The organism is Pseudomonas agarici, assembly GCF_900109755.1.
GTDB classification, from domain to species: Bacteria; Pseudomonadota; Gammaproteobacteria; order Pseudomonadales; family Pseudomonadaceae; genus Aquipseudomonas; species Aquipseudomonas agarici.
In genome coordinates this window covers 99,925-114,990 of sequence record NZ_FOAR01000009.1, presented here as the reverse complement: position 1 = coordinate 114,990, position 15,066 = coordinate 99,925, and the positions used below count along the sequence as shown (strand labels likewise).

Genomic DNA, 15,066 nt, shown 5'->3' with positions numbered 1-15,066 from the left:
TCCCTGTGCGCAACTGCTACATCGCGCACCATTACAGGCTAGCTGCATTGGGCAAAAGCGCCGTCCGGATGGGCGCTTTTGTTGTATCAAATAACAATTCGCAGACACTGCCCCGCGTGATACAGCGAAAATCCGGCCTCGTACAGGCAACTGCGCAGCCCCGCCGCCGGGACCGGACGCGTTGGTCCGAAGGGAATCGGCAAGGCCAGTGGATTTCCGTTACACAGGTAATCGGCGAAGGCCCTGCCGACCACCGTTCCGGTGGTGACGCCGCGACCGTTATAACCGGTAACCGCCACTAAGCCGGGCGCCGGCTCGAACAGGCGCATCAGGTGATCGGGGGTAAAAGCGATACAGCCGGTCCAGGTGTACTCCCAATCGACCTTTTTCAGATAGGGAAAATAGTGCCGCTGCACTCGATCGGCCCAAGTGCGCAGGAACCAGGCGGGTTTGCGGTTGCCATTGCCGAGGCTGCCCAGCAGCAGTCGACCGTCGGCATCGCGTCGGATGCTGCTGAGCACCTGGCGGGTATCCCAAGCCCCCTGCCCTCCCGGCAGGATTTGCCGCGCAGCCTCTTCGGTCAACGGACTGGACGCAACCTGATAATAGTAACCGGGAAAGAAATTGCGCCGCAGCTCGGTCCACTCGCCTTCGGTGTAGGCGTTAGAGGCAATGACCACCTGCTCGGCGCTGACCGCCCCAGCAGCCGTGCACACCGACCAGCGCAGGCCTTGACGCTCCAGGCGGGTGACCGGTGAATGATCGAACAATAACCCGCCGAGTCCGGCGGCGGCCTGGGCCAGGCCCGAGGTGTAGGCCATGGGATTGAGGGTGCCGGCACGTCGATCGAGCAACGCGCTAGCGATCTTTTTGGTCCCGGTTGCACTTGCGCAAGCGCCGCCGGTCAGCAGCTCCACCGGCGCGCCACGCCGCTTCCACTGTTCTTCGCGGCGGCGCAGATCGGCCTCGCCACGGGCATTGTGGGCCATGTGCAAGGTGCCTTCACGGCGCAGTTGGCAATCGATGGCATATTTATCGATCAAACTGAACACCAGCGCCGGAGCGCCGCCGAGCATGTGATTGAGCTGGCTGCCCACGGCTGCGCCGAAACCGGCCTCGATCTCGTCCGGGGGAATCCACAGGCCGGCATTGACCAGTCCGACATTGCGCCCGGAGCCGCCATGGCCGACGCGATGGGCTTCGAGCACGCAGACGCGCTTGCCTTGCTCCAACAAGTGGATTGCCGCGGACAGGCCGGTGATACCGGCGCCGATCACGCAGACATCGACGCTCAACTCACCCTTGAAGCGCGCCGCCGCAGGTCGCTGCGGCGTCAGTTTTTCCCATAGACACTCTTCGCGTAACGGCATTGCCAGACTCCGAAAATGAAACCCAAACAACCCATTCCAAACTTGCTTCATCGTGTGGCGAAGGCCGGCCTGGTCGCCTATACGGTGAGTTTGTTAGCTCAAGTTCGCAAGCCACCCGTCCATGGCCAAGGCGCTGCGCCCCGTCTGGCCGGGCTATGGCGAGCAACAGCAACGCCGGCCAGGGGCCGGTGGCGCCGAAATTGGCTCATAGAACTCACCACACGGGCCACTAGCGCCTCCGTCAGTCGAAGGTAATACCCTGGGCCAACGGCAGCTCCAGCGAGTAGTTCACGGTATTGGTCTGGCGCCGCATGTAGCCGCGCCACGCATCCGAACCCGACTCACGCCCTCCCCCGGTTTCCTTCTCACCGCCGAACGCCCCGCCGATCTCCGCCCCGCTCGGGCCGATATTAACGTTGGCGATCCCGCAATCGCTGCCCACCGCCGACATAAATTGCTCGGCCTCGCGCACGTCTGTGGTGAAGATGCACGACGACAGGCCTTGTGGCACCGCATTATTCAGGCGCAAGGCTTGGGCGAAGTCGCTGTAGCCGATCACATACAGGATCGGCGCGAAGGTCTCGCTGCAGACCACTTCGCTCTGCTCCGGCATCTCGACGATGGCTGGCGAGACGTAATAGGCATTGGCAAACTGCTCCGCCAACTGGCGCTTGCCGCCAAATACCCGGCCACCCTCGCTCAAGGCCTGCTCAAGGGCATCTTGCATGGCCTCGAAGCTATGCTTGTCGATCAGCGGACCGACCAGGTTGCCTTCCAGCGGATGGCCGATGCGCACCTTGGAGTACGCCGCCTTGAGACGGTTGACGATCTCATCCTTGATCGATTCGTGGGCAATCAGTCGGCGTAATGTGGTGCAGCGCTGACCAGCGGTGCCGACGGCGCTGAACAAAATGGCGCGCACCGCCATATCCAGGTCGGCGCTCGGACCGAGAATCATCGCGTTGTTGCCACCCAGCTCAAGGATGCAACGACCGAAACGGGCGGCGACCTTCGGGGCCACCTCGCGCCCCATGCGAGTACTGCCGGTGGCGCTGATCAGCGCCACACGCGGGTCATCGACCAAAGCTTCGCCAGCATCGCGACCACCGATGATGACCTGGCTGAGAGACTCCGGGGCGTCGTCGAAGTCTTTCAGCACGCGCGCCAACAGCGCCTGGCAGGCCAGCGCGGTCAACGGGGTCTTTTCCGACGGTTTCCAGATCACCGCGTTGCCGCAGACCAGCGCCAGTGCGGTGTTCCAGGCCCAGACCGCGACCGGGAAGTTGAAGGCACTGATCACCCCGACCACCCCCAGCGGATGCCAGGATTCGCGCATATGATGGCCCGGACGCTCGGAGGCGATGGTCAAACCGTAGAGCTGGCGCGACAGACCGACCGCAAAGTCGCAGATATCGATCATTTCCTGCACTTCACCCAGGCCTTCCTGGGTAATCTTGCCGGCTTCCCAAGACACCAACTCGCCCAGCTCGGCCTTGTATTGGCGCAGGACTTCACCGAACCGGCGCACCAGCTCGCCGCGACGCGGTGCCGGTACGTTGCGCCAGGCCTCGAAGGCGCGCTCGGCGCGGCTGACCTGCTGTTCCACTTCGGCTGGGCTTTGCCAGCTCACGGAGGCGATGCGACTGCCGTCGATGGGCGAATGCACAGGCTGCCTGCCCTGTTGATACAACGCCGGGTTCACGCCAAGACGATCGAGCAATGCGGTAATCATGGGAGTCACTCCTTGAGACGGGAATTGGAAATCTTCAGCCGAGAAACACGGCATTTCGAACCGCTTAGTGGCCTGTACGGTGACTTCGTTAGCTCGAGTTCGGAGGCCACACGTCCATGGCCAAGGCGCGGTGACTCGTCTAGCCAGGCTATGGCGAGCAACAGCAACGCCGGCCAGGGACGTGTGGCATCCGAAATTGACTCATAAAATTCACCACACAGGCATCTAGTTGTAGCGGTGCCGAGACTTACCAACAAACGACCTTTAGGCGAGATATCATTCCGTTTATTCATGCAGCGCAAGCAACAGGAAAAAAGGCCCGTTTATGCTGAATAAAAGACACCTGCCCTCAATCACCGCCCTGCAATGCTTCGAGGCCGTCAGCCGCCATTTGAGCTTCACCCGCGCGGCGCAAGAGCTGAATCTTACCCAGAGCGCCGTCAGCAAACAGGTCGCGCAGCTTGAGGCGTTACTCCAGCACCTGCTGTTCCGCCGGATTCGGCGGCGCCTGCAACTGACGCCAGCGGGCGATCTATACCTGATTGAAGTCCGAAAAATCCTGACCCAGATGGAAATATCGACACATTACCTGCGCTCCTACGGCGGCGAGACCGAAGTCCTGCGAGTGTCCACGCCTTCGACCTTCGGCGCTCGCTGGCTAGTATCACGGCTCAAGGGGTGGCGCCTGCGTCACCCGCACATTCACCTGGATCTGTGCAACGAGCAGCAAGCCGACGACCTCCTGCAAGGCCGCAGCGACCTGGCATTCTATTTCGGCCCGGGCTCGCGCCCAGGCACCGAGTGCGTGAAGCTGTTCAGCGAAGAACTGGTGCCCGTATGCGCGCCTTCCAGCCTGCCGGACAAGCCGTTCGTCGACCCGAGGCAGTTGAGCGACCTGGTCCTGTTGCAGAACGCCTCACGCCCCCAGGCCTGGCATGATTGGTTCGAAAGCCAAGGTTATCAGACCGAGCACAGCTACCACGGGCCGCGCTTCGAAACCTTCTACATATGCATTCGCGCAGCGCAGGTCGGTTGTGGCGTGGCCTTGCTGCCACGATTCCTGGTGGAAGAGGAACTGGCCGACGGCAAGTTGGTCGTTCCCTGGCAGCATGCGATGCCCAGCCATGACGCCTATTACCTGGCGTACCCGGAGCATTCGGCGGACGTGCCGAAGGTGCGGGATTTCGTGCGCTGGATGCTGGAGCAGATTGCCCCTCCCATTCACGCCTGATCCCCGCCGATGAGCGGGCACGCTGTCTCGATAAAAATCGCTGGTAAAACGGCCCACGGGTATGCGCCACTAGTGGCACTCACTTAAACACTGCCAGAACGCCGTCAGCGGTGACCGGCATGGAGATATTCGTTATGAGCGATAAGGCCTTCGGCGATTGCATCGTGCAGAACCTGCTCGACACCGACTTCTACAAACTGACCATGATGCAGGCGGTACTGCACAACTACCCGAACGTCGAAGTCGAATGGGATTTTCGTTGCCGCAACAGCGAAGACCTGCGTCCCTACCTGACGCAAATTCGTTACCAGATCGAGTGCCTGGCAGAGTTGAGCCTGAGTGCCGATCAGTTGAGTTTCCTGGAGCGCATCAGCTTCCTCAAGCCGGACTTCCTGCGCTTTCTCGGCCTGTTCCGCTTCAACCTGCGCTACGTGCACGCCGGGATCGAAAACGGCGAGCTATTCATCCGCCTGCGCGGACCATGGCTGCACGTGATTCTGTTCGAGGTGCCCCTGTTGGCGATCGTCAGTGAGGTGCGCAACCGCTACCGCTATCAGCAAACCCTGCTGAGCCAAGCCCGCGAGCAGTTGTATCGCAAGTTCGACTGGCTGACCGCCAACGCCACCGCCGACGAGCTCGCCGAGTTGCAGGTCGCCGATTTTGGCACTCGCCGGCGTTTCTCCTACCGGGTCCAGGAGGAGGTGGTCAGCGTACTCAAACATGACTTCCCAGGGCGCTTCGTCGGCACCAGCAATGTGCACCTGGCCCGCGAGTTCGCCATGAAACCCTTGGGCACCATGGCCCACGAATGGATCATGGCCCACCAACAACTCGGCCCCCGGCTGATCGACAGCCAGATCGCCGCACTCGATTGCTGGGTTCGCGAGTACCGCGGGCTACTGGGTATCGCCCTGACGGATTGCATCACCACGGACGCCTTCCTGCGCGATTTCGACCTGTATTTCGCCAAGCTGTTCGACGGTTTGCGTCATGACTCCGGCGACCCGGTGCATTGGGGCGAAAAATGCATAGCCCGTTATCACCAATTGGGCATCGACCCGATGAGCAAAACCCTGGTGTTCTCCAACAGCCTCAGCCTGCCCAAGGCTCTGGAGATATTCCGCGCCCTGCGCGCGCGGATCAATGTCAGCTTCGGCATCGGCACCCACCTCACCTGTGACATTCCAGGTGTGGACCCGATGAGCATCGTGCTTAAAATGACCGCCTGCAACGGTCAGCCCGTAGCGAAGATTTCCGACGAGCCGGGCAAGGCCCAGTGCAAGGATCCGAACTTCGTTGCCTACCTGCGCCATGTGTTCCAGGTGACCGATTAATCTGTTTTCGATTGAATGTTACGTGAGGAGTGAATCATGCAAACGGTACAGCGCCAGATTGCTGAACAGCTCAAGGTCCAACCGCCGTTCGCCAACTACGCGGCCCTCGAGGCCGAGATGGCCCGACGCGTCGCCTTTATCCACAATTGCTTGCGCAACTCGGGCCTCAAGACCCTGGTGCTAGGCATCAGCGGCGGCGTCGACTCCCTGACCGCCGGCTTGCTGGCCCAGCGCGCCATACGTGAACTGCGTGAAAGCACTGGCGATACGCAGTACCGTTTTATCGCCGTGCGCCTGCCCTATGAAACTCAGTTCGACGAACACGACGCCACCGCCTCGGTGAACTTCATCGATCCTGACGAGTGCCATACCGTAAACATCGGCCCGGCGGTCAAGTCGCTGGCCAGCGAAGTCGCCGCCTTTGAGGGCAAGGCGGCGGTCTCGCGAGACTTCGTGCTGGGCAACACCAAGGCGCGTATGCGCATGGTCGCGCAATACACCATCGCCGGCGCCGCCAATGGTTTGGTCATCGGTACCGACCACGCGGCGGAAGCGGTGATGGGCTTCTTCACCAAATTCGGCGACGGTGCCTGTGATCTGGCGCCCCTCAGCGGTCTGGTAAAGAACCAGGTCCGGGCGATTGCCCGCAGCTTCGGGGCACCTGAATCGTTGGTTGAAAAGATACCCACCGCCGATCTCGAAGACTTGTCGCCGGGCAAGCCGGATGAAGCGTCTCATGGCGTGACCTATGCCGAAATCGACGCCTTCCTGCACGGTGAACCAGTACGCCAGGAAGCCTTCGATATCATCTGTCGGACCTACGAAAAGACTCACCATAAGCGCGAGATGCCATTCGCACCGTAGGGTTGCTATTTCTCGCCATAGCCCGGCTAGCGGGTCACAGCGCCCTGACCCTGGACGTGTGGCCTGCGAACTTGAGCTAACGAACTCACCGTACAGGCCACTAGATGGAAAGGGCGGGCGGGCTTACCCGCTCGCCACATCGGATTGGCGCACTCACGCTTGAACCCGACAAAACGGAATGACCCCAGCTTTTTTTTTCGCTTGCCCGGTTCCCATTCAAAGGCTTTCATAGGGGCTCATTTTTGTCGCCCGAGTCCTGCCCCAATGTCCTCCTTCGAAGGCCTGTTCGCCCTTGTCGCTTCCGTGCTCGGCCAACCTGCCGCCCAGTGGCTGGAAAAACATGTCGAGGTGCCGCCGGCATTGCATGATTTCTCCCACGGCGACGACGCCCTGCACCGGGTCTGGTTGGCCGAAGCCCTGAACCTGTGTCTGTTCCACAAACTGGTAGAGGCCGTTCCCGATGGCCGCGATTATGTGGAAGAACAAGCCGAAGACGGGCGCAAGGTGGTGTTCGACCACGGCGCCATCCGCACTGTCGACTGGAGCGAGAACGGCGAGTTGCCGCGCGGGCGCCTGGCTTTCTCGCGATTGCTGGAGCCCCTGGGCTTCACCGATGTGCGTACCTATCCGCTGACCAGGCTGGGCATGACTGGCTGGGGCTATCGCCAGATGGACCTACCCGAAGATATCGCCCAGTTCTTTGTCTCCGAACTGCATCCGGGACGTTTCAGCGAAACCTTCCAGAACGCCGTCGCACGTGTGCTCGCCTCCAGCCGTGATCCGCTGCAGGCTGAACATCTGAGCATTCTCCAGCGCCTGCGACTGACCCGCCATTGCCACCTGGCCGAAGCCCTGGTCCTGCTGCCGGCGCTGTACCGGGCCTTTGGCCGGCAACACGGCGCGGTGCACCAGGCGGACTACCAAGCCCTGCTCGCCGAAAGCGCGGAAATGGCCTGGATCGCCACCGAAGGCAACAGCTTCAACCACCTCACCGACCGCGTCGCCGACCTGGAGGCCACGGTAGCGCAACAGCAGCAACGCCAGCGCCCGATGAAGGACAGCATCGAAGTCTCAGCTTCAGGCCGGGTGATGCAGACCGCCTACCGCGCCTGCACAGTCAGCCGCGGACTGATCGACGCCCAAGGCCAGTACCGCGAACATTCAGTCCCAGGCTCCTTCGTCGAGTTCATCCAGCGCCGGATCGATCCGCAAACCAACCGGCTCGACTTGAACTTCGACAGCAGCAACGCCCAGGGCATTTTCAAGATGACGGCCTCGAAAGCTTGAAACAGCCGCCTGCATCTCGTAGGAAATTTCTTTTTTCTTCGGTAACTCTTGAGACACCGAACACACCTCGGCAGTCTGCGCCAACCCTTGTTGGTCAGGACTGCCGCCGATGTTGTTCCAGCACAAAACTCCTCATATCCGCGCCACCTCTCTGTTCCAGCGCCCCTGGTTCATCCCGCTGATCGGGCTGATCGGAGCGCTATGCTGGATCGCCATTGCCACCCGTCAGTCAAGCGCCACCGCCAACGGGCGCCCCAGCCAGGAATACTTCACCCTGACCGGCGCCATGCCCAGCCAGACGGCCTTGCGCGCCAGCGCCCGCTACGCACCCGACCGCCAGCAGGCGGGCTGTCCCTACCTGCATCCGACGCTGCATTTCGACACTCGTCCGGCAGACGCCAACCGCGACTTCGACTTCAACATCCCCACCGGCTATGAACTGCCTGATTGCCAGCTCTCCCTGAGCGAGGTGAGCTTCGAGACCGAAGCGTTCTATGGCCAGGACCACCATCAACGCAGCATCACCAACAGCGGCGCCATTACCCTGCGCGATGATCTGCGCGCGGGCGTGTCGGGCTTTCCGTCTTTGGGGGAAAAACACTATCGCGGCCTCTGCGACTGGCAAGAACAGGAGGCGCCGGCAGGTGTCGAGCCACAGAAAACCCTGAATTGCTACAGCGTCGACGAACAATGGCAGGTGCTTAGCAATGACTACAAGCGCAAACAGCTTGGTGGCGTATTCAGCCGCCAGGAATTGGAGGGAAGGACGATTCGCCTGGAGCTAAGGAGAAGCGATCAGTCCTGATCCCGCACGGCGCGGGATCAGGTGCGACAAAGGCCGTTACTTGACCGTGACAGTGCCTTTCATCATCGAGATATGACCTGGGAACGAGCAGAAGAACCCGTATTGCCCCTCGGCCACTTTCGACACCTCAAAGCTCACCGAGTCCTTCTCGCCAGCGCCGATGATCTTGGTGTGGGCGATGATACGATCGTCGCCGTCTTTCAGATAATTCTTGTCGATCCCGGCGGCTATGCCATCGGTGGCAATACCGGCCATATCGGAGGTCTTGCTCAACACCAGGTTATGGCCCATGACATTCTTCGGCAGGCTGCCGGAATGGGTCAGGTTCACAGTGAATGTCTTGCAGCTTTTGTCAATCGTGATTTCCTTGGTATTGAAGGACATCTGATCGGTGGAATCGACAGTGACCGAGCAGTCGGCAGCCAACAATTGGCCACTGGCCAGAGTCAACAAAGACACCGCAACGACTTTAGCAAACATCGTAAATCTCCGAGGTAGGGTATGAAAATCAACGGATCAAACGGGAAGACTGGCAAAAAACACCCAGGCTTTCCATGATCTGACTCAATAGACTGTATACAATTCCAGGCTATCGCCTCGATGGATACAATCAACCAACCAGACGAGCCGGCCAAGCCTAGGATTAGGGTCCGTAACAAATGTTCTCGAGCGAAGGCCAGGCGAGCAAGCTTTCAGCGCCGCCCGGGCGAGCGCAGATACATGTCGTACCGAGCTTAGTCCTTCATTATCTATCGGAGCGTCTGCCATGCCTCTCAACAGCTTGCTATACAGCTTGCTCGCCGCCTACGCCTGTGGTGCCTGCGGCATCTGTGAAACGCCACTACACGAGCTTTAAAGCTTGGAGCCTGGTCGGCCAACCTTTACTCTGGAGACTGAGCTTGCCGGGCCGGTGTCATTGTTACGTGTGCTGCGTGACGAACACAGGCAGAATATGCGCCGCTCAACCTCACCTTCGACCCCAGAGGATCGCCCATGGCCAAACCCAATTACTCCTTCGCCAAACGTCAACGAGATCTGGCCAAGGAACAGAAGAAAGAGGAAAAGCTACAACGCAAGAAAGCCGAGGCCGATGCGTTGCTGAACCCCGAAGCAGAAAGCGTCACCGTTGAAGATAGCGAAGAAAAAGAGCAAGCGCCGGACGCTTGAGATCATCCCTGTCAGAACCGGACTTGTGTGTGCAGCCTTGTAAGCGTCAGGTAAAGCCCGCGACACGATAGGGATCGACTCGGCGTACCAGTTGCGAGCCAGGGCTTAAACCGAAGCGCGCAAAATGCCATCCTGCAAATCCTGCGCCTTCGGCGTGGGTTGTACTCGCTCAGCCAAGCGCGACAGCAGAATCGCGCCAGTTTGAGGGCGTGGTACGCAAGGGCGCACAAAAAAAGGCGGGCAGGCTCAGGTTTTAAGAATGGCTGCCTCCAATGCCTCGAGCCTTAGACGAGCTCGTCGAGCTACCGCCAAAACCTTGAGGCCCCGCTGGTATCGGCGAGTACTCATCCAATACAAACCGACCGCTGGAAATACAAAACTCAACAGCGCCAAAGTCTTGTGCCGAAATTCCAATATCAATGGCAGGCAGGAAAACAGGCAAAATATCAATATAAAAAACAACACCCAAGCGCCTTTGAAGCTTCCTTGAATCGAGAAAAAGAAGGACCCACACATCAAGAGGGCCGCCCCAACACAAGCAAACGGCATATAACCATATGGAAGCAAGTAATAGTTCATTAGCGCTAAACCAGTCATTGTCAATGAAAATGTTGCAGACATCCATACACCTATGTGAATCAACCCATACCGCGCCGCATACGGCTGCCACCACATATAGTGATTCAATCTCAACGAGAGGATAATCGAATCAGGCTGGTGATTGGACGCGCCCAAAACATGAATAGCTTGCAAACAACGTCGTCGACCCATTACAAATAATCCGAGAACCCCCAGAAATATAGTCAAGGAGCAGAGTAGCCGATTGCCGCCGATAAAGGTCAAGATGGTAGCCGGCAACAAACATTGCAGGGTAAAAAACAACACGACACGCCCCATCAATATTCGACTAGCCAGGCATGCGAAAAAAACCAATAAAACACTTAAAACCAAGCTTACTAGAATAGAATTATACTTACCTAGAAATAGCACTCGACTGGCAAAATCCTGGATCAGAAAAGCACTGCTGAGCCACGAGAGGATGGCGATCAGAAGTAAGAGAATCAATATAGGTAAAAACCGACATTTGTCACCAGCTGACAACATGGACAACACATTCATCCCTTTAACCTCATATTTTTGTAAAAGTCTCGACTTGATCTGACACCCACCTTGAAAAAGAACGAGGCTTACGGGCTTGACCGGCAGCGCGTGCTCGGAGTCGGAAGCCTCCGTTTGAGCACCCTATCGCCGCTCGACAAGGAGCGGCGCAGGCTCTGGCGTTGATGGCGGACTTGTACCCGTTTTCCGCACATGTCCCGCAGGCCTTGGCTGTTGAGAAACAACAACCCTTACAAGGGGAGCAACAACGCCAGCCCGTAGAGCCCACGCGGGGTCGTATGTGATCATCGGCCACACGAACAATCCTCGCTCACTCGCCGTTAGTTACGAGCGATTGAACACCACGGCTCCTAAACCCGACCTACAATCTGATGCCGAATGGCAGCTCGCCGTTCATCAGTAATACAGTGATCGCGTAAATCATCAGCACCCACAGGGTCAGGCCAACACAGACCCCAAAATAGTTCAGCGGTGTCAGGCGAGAATTGCCTTTACCTTCGGGATCGCCTTCAGCCCGATTGATCATTCGCTGTACGAAGATAAGCCAGCCGATCTGAGCGCCTATTACGCCGTACCTCATCGCCGTGCTGAACGGCATGCTAAATAGCCACTCAGACAGCATCTCGGAAAAACCCAATACGATGATCAGCGATGCCAGCAAGTAAGGCGGGCACAGTGGCTTATCACCTTGGCTTTTCAACTTCACATGAATCAGGGAAAGCAACGGAAAAATGTAGATTATCGAAAAAAAAGCTCGAGCTAACGGATAGATAGCAGCACCCGAGGCCTGCTTGTAGTTTTTCCAGTTTTTATAGTAACAATAAAAACTATAATAACCCAGTGTCCCCATATTCATGATGATGAGCTTCGAGCAGGAAACAACAAAAAAACTGGGGGTTTCGGCATGACTCTCAGACAGTTCAGCAACGGGTGTTGCATAAGGGTTTTGCTGCATGGTGACTTTCGCTCCTTGATAAAAAAGTACTGCATATGTTTTTCAAAAAACAAAAGTGACTAAAGCACATCATCAGTACTGGCTTGACTGGCAGATGGTGCTCACTGTCGAGGAAAAAAATGGGCGATTCGTTCAAATCTTCACGTTCTCACGAATATTCCAGCCATACTTGATGACCCCGCCATCCTTGCCACCATCGGCTTTCTGCGGCTGGTAGCTGACTTCGACCTTGGCGAAGTTCAGCGCTATATCCTCATGCAAAATATCCTCACCCTGATTGCCATTGGTTCCATAGGACGCCACCATCACTTCTTTGAGGGTAATCACCAGGTATTCCACCGGGCTGGTGCCGCCGGCCTTGCGCACGGTGAGCGTCGCTTCGGGAAAGTGCTTGCCACTGGAGCACGCCGCCATCAGATTGGGGGATGACTTGTCCATGGATTTACTGAAGGACAAGTTGTTGATACTGACCTTGCCGGAACCGCCACCGCTGCCCGTGTGCATGGAGCCGGACTGGTTCATGCCCCATTGAATCGATTGGATTTCGATCTCGTCCCGGTGTTGCTGGTCTTTGGACTCACCTTTGATATCGCCCAGCTTCAAAAACATATCGGTTGCCATACACACTCCGTGTCGTTGATCCACGCCGAACTGGCGTTGGCAGGTACTGTCCTCGCAGGGGGCAGTCTGGATCAAGGCGCGGAACAGCGAAAGGGAATGTGCCCACCTCATTAACTCGCAAGTCCTACATTTTCCGCTGATTGGACTGCTTATGCTCCCAGACCGTCATAACAGGTCAGGGAATGATGGGATGATTTCCGAATTATTGAAAAGCGGTGTTCCCGGGGCGCACAGCAACGCTCGGCAGCGCGTAGAGGGCAAAGTCGATCTGCCACGCCTATTTCGCGCTATCGATGCGGACCCGGCGATAGCGGGCGCTGGCGTGGTGTACATCGAAAGCGATTTCACGGTAGTAACGTTGCGCGAGTTCCAGGTGATTTGCAGCATTGTGCCGAAAAAGGTGATATTGCGTGAGGCTCCCAGGTACATGGCGCCGTTGGAGTTTGCGCGGGCGCTGGAGACGCAGCCGCGAGAGTCGCGTTTAGTCGCGGAGCTGGTAAGCATGGGATTAGCCTGCTCGGCAGCATATCTCAGTTGGGTGGTGGTGAGAGCTGGGAGTGTGTTGATTCCATTCACTTCAGGTGCCAGTTCAATCATTGCTTTTATCGGCCTTTCCGCTGCTAGCGCCAGTTCCGCTCAATGTCTCATCGGAGGTACCAGAGTGGCTATAGAGTTAGTGAACCCAAAGCTTAACGACCGACTCGATAGCAAGGAATGGTATCAAGGGATGGTGGCGGCTCTCGATGATATTTCTTTGTTAGGAGCAGGGGCTTCGGGATATACAACTTTGAGAGTGACGGAAATTATAAAATTGGCAATCAACAAAAATTTCCGTCAAGTATTGAAAGGCATGAGTCGCCAGGAGCGGGCAAAGTTGACAAAGAATGTACTGGCGATCAAAAATCCTAGCTTAACTCGGAAACTTATAAAACTGAAGCAAGCGACCAAAGAACTACCAAAAAGTTTTTCAGAGAATGCTATCAATCAATCAACAATGATTCATATCAAAGACTCTGTCGCCGCTACTCTAAGCTTTTCCGGGAGTGCTTTTTCAGGAAATGTGAATGCCTTGGCTATTGGCCTATATGAAGAGGCGAGATAATGAGACAAGAGTTCAATCCACTGCTCGCTCTTTCGCGCTACAGCTTTACGGGGGGAGCTGGAGTAATACTGGGGTGCTTCTCCATCGTATTCACCGCACTGCTGCTGATGCTGACCTACTTGCCATCAGCCCCTATTGGAGTGCAATCCACGGTTGTCGTTCTCGGGGGCGTCGCCGTGGTAATGGCCTTTTCTTTTGCCGAAAGCGCGATCCTGTGGGGGCATGTTCACTGGGTTTGGTTTAAAGTCGCGGTATTGGTTAGCTGTCTGTTACTGAGTTTGCCAACACTGCTGTACGGCGCTCCGCCTGTTCTTTATATACTCGGCCTGGTCACGCCTCTTCTGGGGTTGCTGTTGCTCAACAGCACGTCCCAGCATGCAATGAGACGGGATGTCGTAAAGTTGCGTCTATGGCGCCATCACCAGCGCTGCGCAGGGCATGCAAAATCATGAATGTATTTATACTTTTAAGAACCCGCCATGCTTTAAGATTTCTTCCTGTCATTATCACCACCTTTTCCACTTTAGCCATTGCCTGGATATGCGGCGTTCTGGTGACTCAAGCATTCCTGGAAAAATTTTCTACATTGGGATGGCGCGATATCAATCGCCTCGCTGTTTTATTGAGCGTGGTTATCTTTCTCGGCAGCTGCTTTATCACCGTCGAAACGAAGAAGCTATTGATTACCTTTGCCCGCCTGAACGGTCTGGTAATAGCAGTTTTTACTGGTTTTCTTGAGGGCAATCGCTGGCTCGGCCTATTTAGCCTGCTCGGCGGCGCACTGGGACTCGGTTTATTGGGTAGCCGGCGTTTTAGCCGGGCCATGGCCGCATGCGTGGCTCTCACCAGGGCACGGCAACGAAAAACCGAGCAACTTGCAGAGCTGAAGCTAGCGGAATATATGGCCTTCGTGCCCTATATCACCCGGTTTACCTGGGTTTTGGGGCTCGTCTGCCTATCGGCAATCCTCTCACTCGTTATTGCGATCCCCCTTTTGCTGCCTCAGTTTTTTGCTTTTAATCTTCATGAACTCGAATTTATTCTCAGTGGCCAGGCAGCCACTGTCCTTGTGCTTTCATGGTGTTGTTTCTTACAGTTCAGGGGGCACATTTGGCCGGTATGGATTTTGTTTCTATCGTTAATCGCCAGTTTTTCCATCAATCTCATGCTGCTGCAGGAGACCCGATATACCCTTGTGGCACTACTTGCCCTGGGTGTTTGCGTGCTGGGTCTGTGGGTGATCAGCAGCCGAAAATATCGTCGGGCAATCAGCGTCATGCTGGTCAGAGATAGAGTCCGTCGACGACTGACTCTGCTTGAAAGACAGTTGCTCAGTCCCGCGAAACGAAAGGAAAGCTGACGGCTGCGTCATCAAGTACGGCGGGGATGTTCGTGAAATTTCCAACCAGCCTCCTAAGCGCGGCTTGCGCCGGGCTTAGGAGGCTGGTGGCGGGTATCGAGGAGCCACTGGGCGCCGCG

At 57.1% G+C, this 15,066-nt stretch carries 15 protein-coding genes; 9 read left to right on the top strand and 6 right to left on the bottom strand.

What is annotated here, in order from left to right:
* Nucleotides 1–86 precede the first annotated feature (86 nt).
* Both amaA and amaB read right to left on the bottom strand, forming a co-directional pair.
* Nucleotides 87–1,370: an L-pipecolate oxidase gene (amaA, locus tag BMX68_RS10780; RefSeq protein WP_017130233.1), complete on the bottom strand. Its 1,284-nt coding sequence runs from the start codon at nt 1,368–1,370 to the stop codon at nt 87–89.
* A 241-nt stretch (nt 1,371–1,611) separates the two neighbouring features.
* Nucleotides 1,612–3,102 carry an L-piperidine-6-carboxylate dehydrogenase gene (gene amaB, locus BMX68_RS10775; RefSeq protein WP_017130234.1) on the bottom strand — a complete coding sequence of 497 codons (1,491 nt, stop codon included), beginning with the start codon at nt 3,100–3,102 and terminating at the stop codon, nt 1,612–1,614.
* Nucleotides 3,103–3,427: 325 nt separating this feature from the next.
* Here amaB and BMX68_RS10770 point away from each other — a divergent pair, with 325 nt between their 5' ends.
* The 5 genes from BMX68_RS10770 to BMX68_RS10750 all read left to right on the top strand — a co-directional run bounded on the left by BMX68_RS10770 (nt 3,428) and on the right by BMX68_RS10750 (nt 8,623).
* Nucleotides 3,428–4,333 carry a LysR family transcriptional regulator gene (locus tag BMX68_RS10770; RefSeq protein WP_017130235.1) on the top strand — a complete coding sequence of 302 codons (906 nt, stop codon included), beginning with the start codon at nt 3,428–3,430 and terminating at the stop codon, nt 4,331–4,333.
* Between the two features lie 134 nt (nt 4,334–4,467).
* Nucleotides 4,468–5,667, top strand: coding sequence for a nicotinate phosphoribosyltransferase (gene pncB / locus BMX68_RS10765; protein ID WP_017130236.1), 1,200 nt, complete (start codon nt 4,468–4,470; stop codon nt 5,665–5,667).
* A 36-nt stretch (nt 5,668–5,703) separates the two neighbouring features.
* Nucleotides 5,704–6,531, top strand: coding sequence for an NAD(+) synthase (nadE, locus tag BMX68_RS10760; protein ID WP_017130237.1), 828 nt, complete (start codon nt 5,704–5,706; stop codon nt 6,529–6,531).
* 264 nt (nt 6,532–6,795) lie between these two features.
* Nucleotides 6,796–7,818, top strand: coding sequence for a DUF1338 domain-containing protein (locus BMX68_RS10755; protein WP_017130238.1), 1,023 nt, complete (start codon nt 6,796–6,798; stop codon nt 7,816–7,818).
* A 109-nt stretch (nt 7,819–7,927) separates the two neighbouring features.
* On the top strand, nt 7,928–8,623 hold the full coding sequence (locus BMX68_RS10750) for a hypothetical protein (protein ID WP_017130239.1): 696 nt from the start codon (nt 7,928–7,930) through the stop codon (nt 8,621–8,623).
* A 36-nt stretch (nt 8,624–8,659) separates the two neighbouring features.
* Here the strand turns inward: BMX68_RS10750 and azu are convergent, their stop codons facing one another.
* Nucleotides 8,660–9,103 carry an azurin gene (gene azu, locus BMX68_RS10745; RefSeq protein ID WP_074862152.1) on the bottom strand — a complete coding sequence of 148 codons (444 nt, stop codon included), beginning with the start codon at nt 9,101–9,103 and terminating at the stop codon, nt 8,660–8,662.
* 513 nt (nt 9,104–9,616) lie between these two features.
* On the opposite strand from azu, the gene BMX68_RS25895 reads away from it, so the two are divergent.
* Entirely contained in the window at nt 9,617–9,790 is a 174-nt protein-coding gene (locus tag BMX68_RS25895) for a hypothetical protein (protein ID WP_017130260.1), read from the top strand.
* 246 nt (nt 9,791–10,036) lie between these two features.
* Here BMX68_RS25895 and BMX68_RS25145 read toward each other — a convergent pair whose 3' ends face one another.
* The 3 genes from BMX68_RS25145 to BMX68_RS10730 form a co-directional block, all read right to left on the bottom strand.
* Nucleotides 10,037–10,909, bottom strand: coding sequence for a hypothetical protein (locus tag BMX68_RS25145; protein WP_017130261.1), 873 nt, complete (start codon nt 10,907–10,909; stop codon nt 10,037–10,039).
* A 361-nt stretch (nt 10,910–11,270) separates the two neighbouring features.
* On the bottom strand, nt 11,271–11,864 hold the full coding sequence (locus BMX68_RS10735) for a hypothetical protein (protein WP_017130262.1): 594 nt from the start codon (nt 11,862–11,864) through the stop codon (nt 11,271–11,273).
* A gap of 132 nt (nt 11,865–11,996) precedes the next feature.
* A complete protein-coding gene (locus BMX68_RS10730; protein ID WP_074862149.1) occupies nt 11,997–12,485 on the bottom strand; it encodes an Hcp family type VI secretion system effector in 489 nt (162 codons plus the stop codon).
* 190 nt (nt 12,486–12,675) lie between these two features.
* Between BMX68_RS10730 and ssp4 the strand changes: the two genes are divergently transcribed.
* The 3 genes from ssp4 to BMX68_RS10715 are packed head-to-tail and all read left to right on the top strand — an operon-like array spanning nt 12,676 to nt 14,947.
* Nucleotides 12,676–13,587, top strand: a complete 912-nt coding sequence (gene ssp4, locus BMX68_RS10725; RefSeq protein ID WP_074862146.1) for an Ssp4 family T6SS effector — start codon at nt 12,676–12,678, stop codon at nt 13,585–13,587.
* Nucleotides 13,587–14,039, top strand: coding sequence for a hypothetical protein (locus BMX68_RS10720; protein WP_017133312.1), 453 nt, complete (start codon nt 13,587–13,589; stop codon nt 14,037–14,039). The genes ssp4 and BMX68_RS10720 overlap by 1 nt, the downstream gene beginning before the upstream one ends.
* Nucleotides 14,036–14,947, top strand: a complete 912-nt coding sequence (locus BMX68_RS10715) for a hypothetical protein (protein ID WP_017133313.1) — start codon at nt 14,036–14,038, stop codon at nt 14,945–14,947. The genes BMX68_RS10720 and BMX68_RS10715 overlap by 4 nt, the downstream gene beginning before the upstream one ends.
* The last annotated feature ends 119 nt before the right edge of the window (nt 14,948–15,066 follow it).

Bases quoted from the DNA above. Each gene is read 5' to 3' on its own strand.
- amaA (WP_017130233.1), bottom strand. From the start codon at position 1,370: ATGCCGTTACGCGAAGAGTGTCTATGGGAAAAACTGACGCCGCAGCGA.
- amaB (WP_017130234.1), bottom strand. From the start codon at position 3,102: ATGATTACCGCATTGCTCGATCGTCTTGGCGTGAACCCGGCGTTGTAT.
- BMX68_RS10770 (WP_017130235.1), top strand. From the start codon at position 3,428: ATGCTGAATAAAAGACACCTGCCCTCAATCACCGCCCTGCAATGCTTC.
- pncB (WP_017130236.1), top strand. From the start codon at position 4,468: ATGAGCGATAAGGCCTTCGGCGATTGCATCGTGCAGAACCTGCTCGAC.
- nadE (WP_017130237.1), top strand. From the start codon at position 5,704: ATGCAAACGGTACAGCGCCAGATTGCTGAACAGCTCAAGGTCCAACCG.
- BMX68_RS10755 (WP_017130238.1), top strand. From the start codon at position 6,796: ATGTCCTCCTTCGAAGGCCTGTTCGCCCTTGTCGCTTCCGTGCTCGGC.
- BMX68_RS10750 (WP_017130239.1), top strand. From the start codon at position 7,928: ATGTTGTTCCAGCACAAAACTCCTCATATCCGCGCCACCTCTCTGTTC.
- azu (WP_074862152.1), bottom strand. From the start codon at position 9,103: ATGTTTGCTAAAGTCGTTGCGGTGTCTTTGTTGACTCTGGCCAGTGGC.
- BMX68_RS25895 (WP_017130260.1), top strand. From the start codon at position 9,617: ATGGCCAAACCCAATTACTCCTTCGCCAAACGTCAACGAGATCTGGCC.
- BMX68_RS25145 (WP_017130261.1), bottom strand. From the start codon at position 10,909: ATGAATGTGTTGTCCATGTTGTCAGCTGGTGACAAATGTCGGTTTTTA.
- BMX68_RS10735 (WP_017130262.1), bottom strand. From the start codon at position 11,864: ATGCAGCAAAACCCTTATGCAACACCCGTTGCTGAACTGTCTGAGAGT.
- BMX68_RS10730 (WP_074862149.1), bottom strand. From the start codon at position 12,485: ATGGCAACCGATATGTTTTTGAAGCTGGGCGATATCAAAGGTGAGTCC.
- ssp4 (WP_074862146.1), top strand. From the start codon at position 12,676: ATGATTTCCGAATTATTGAAAAGCGGTGTTCCCGGGGCGCACAGCAAC.
- BMX68_RS10720 (WP_017133312.1), top strand. From the start codon at position 13,587: ATGAGACAAGAGTTCAATCCACTGCTCGCTCTTTCGCGCTACAGCTTT.
- BMX68_RS10715 (WP_017133313.1), top strand. From the start codon at position 14,036: ATGAATGTATTTATACTTTTAAGAACCCGCCATGCTTTAAGATTTCTT.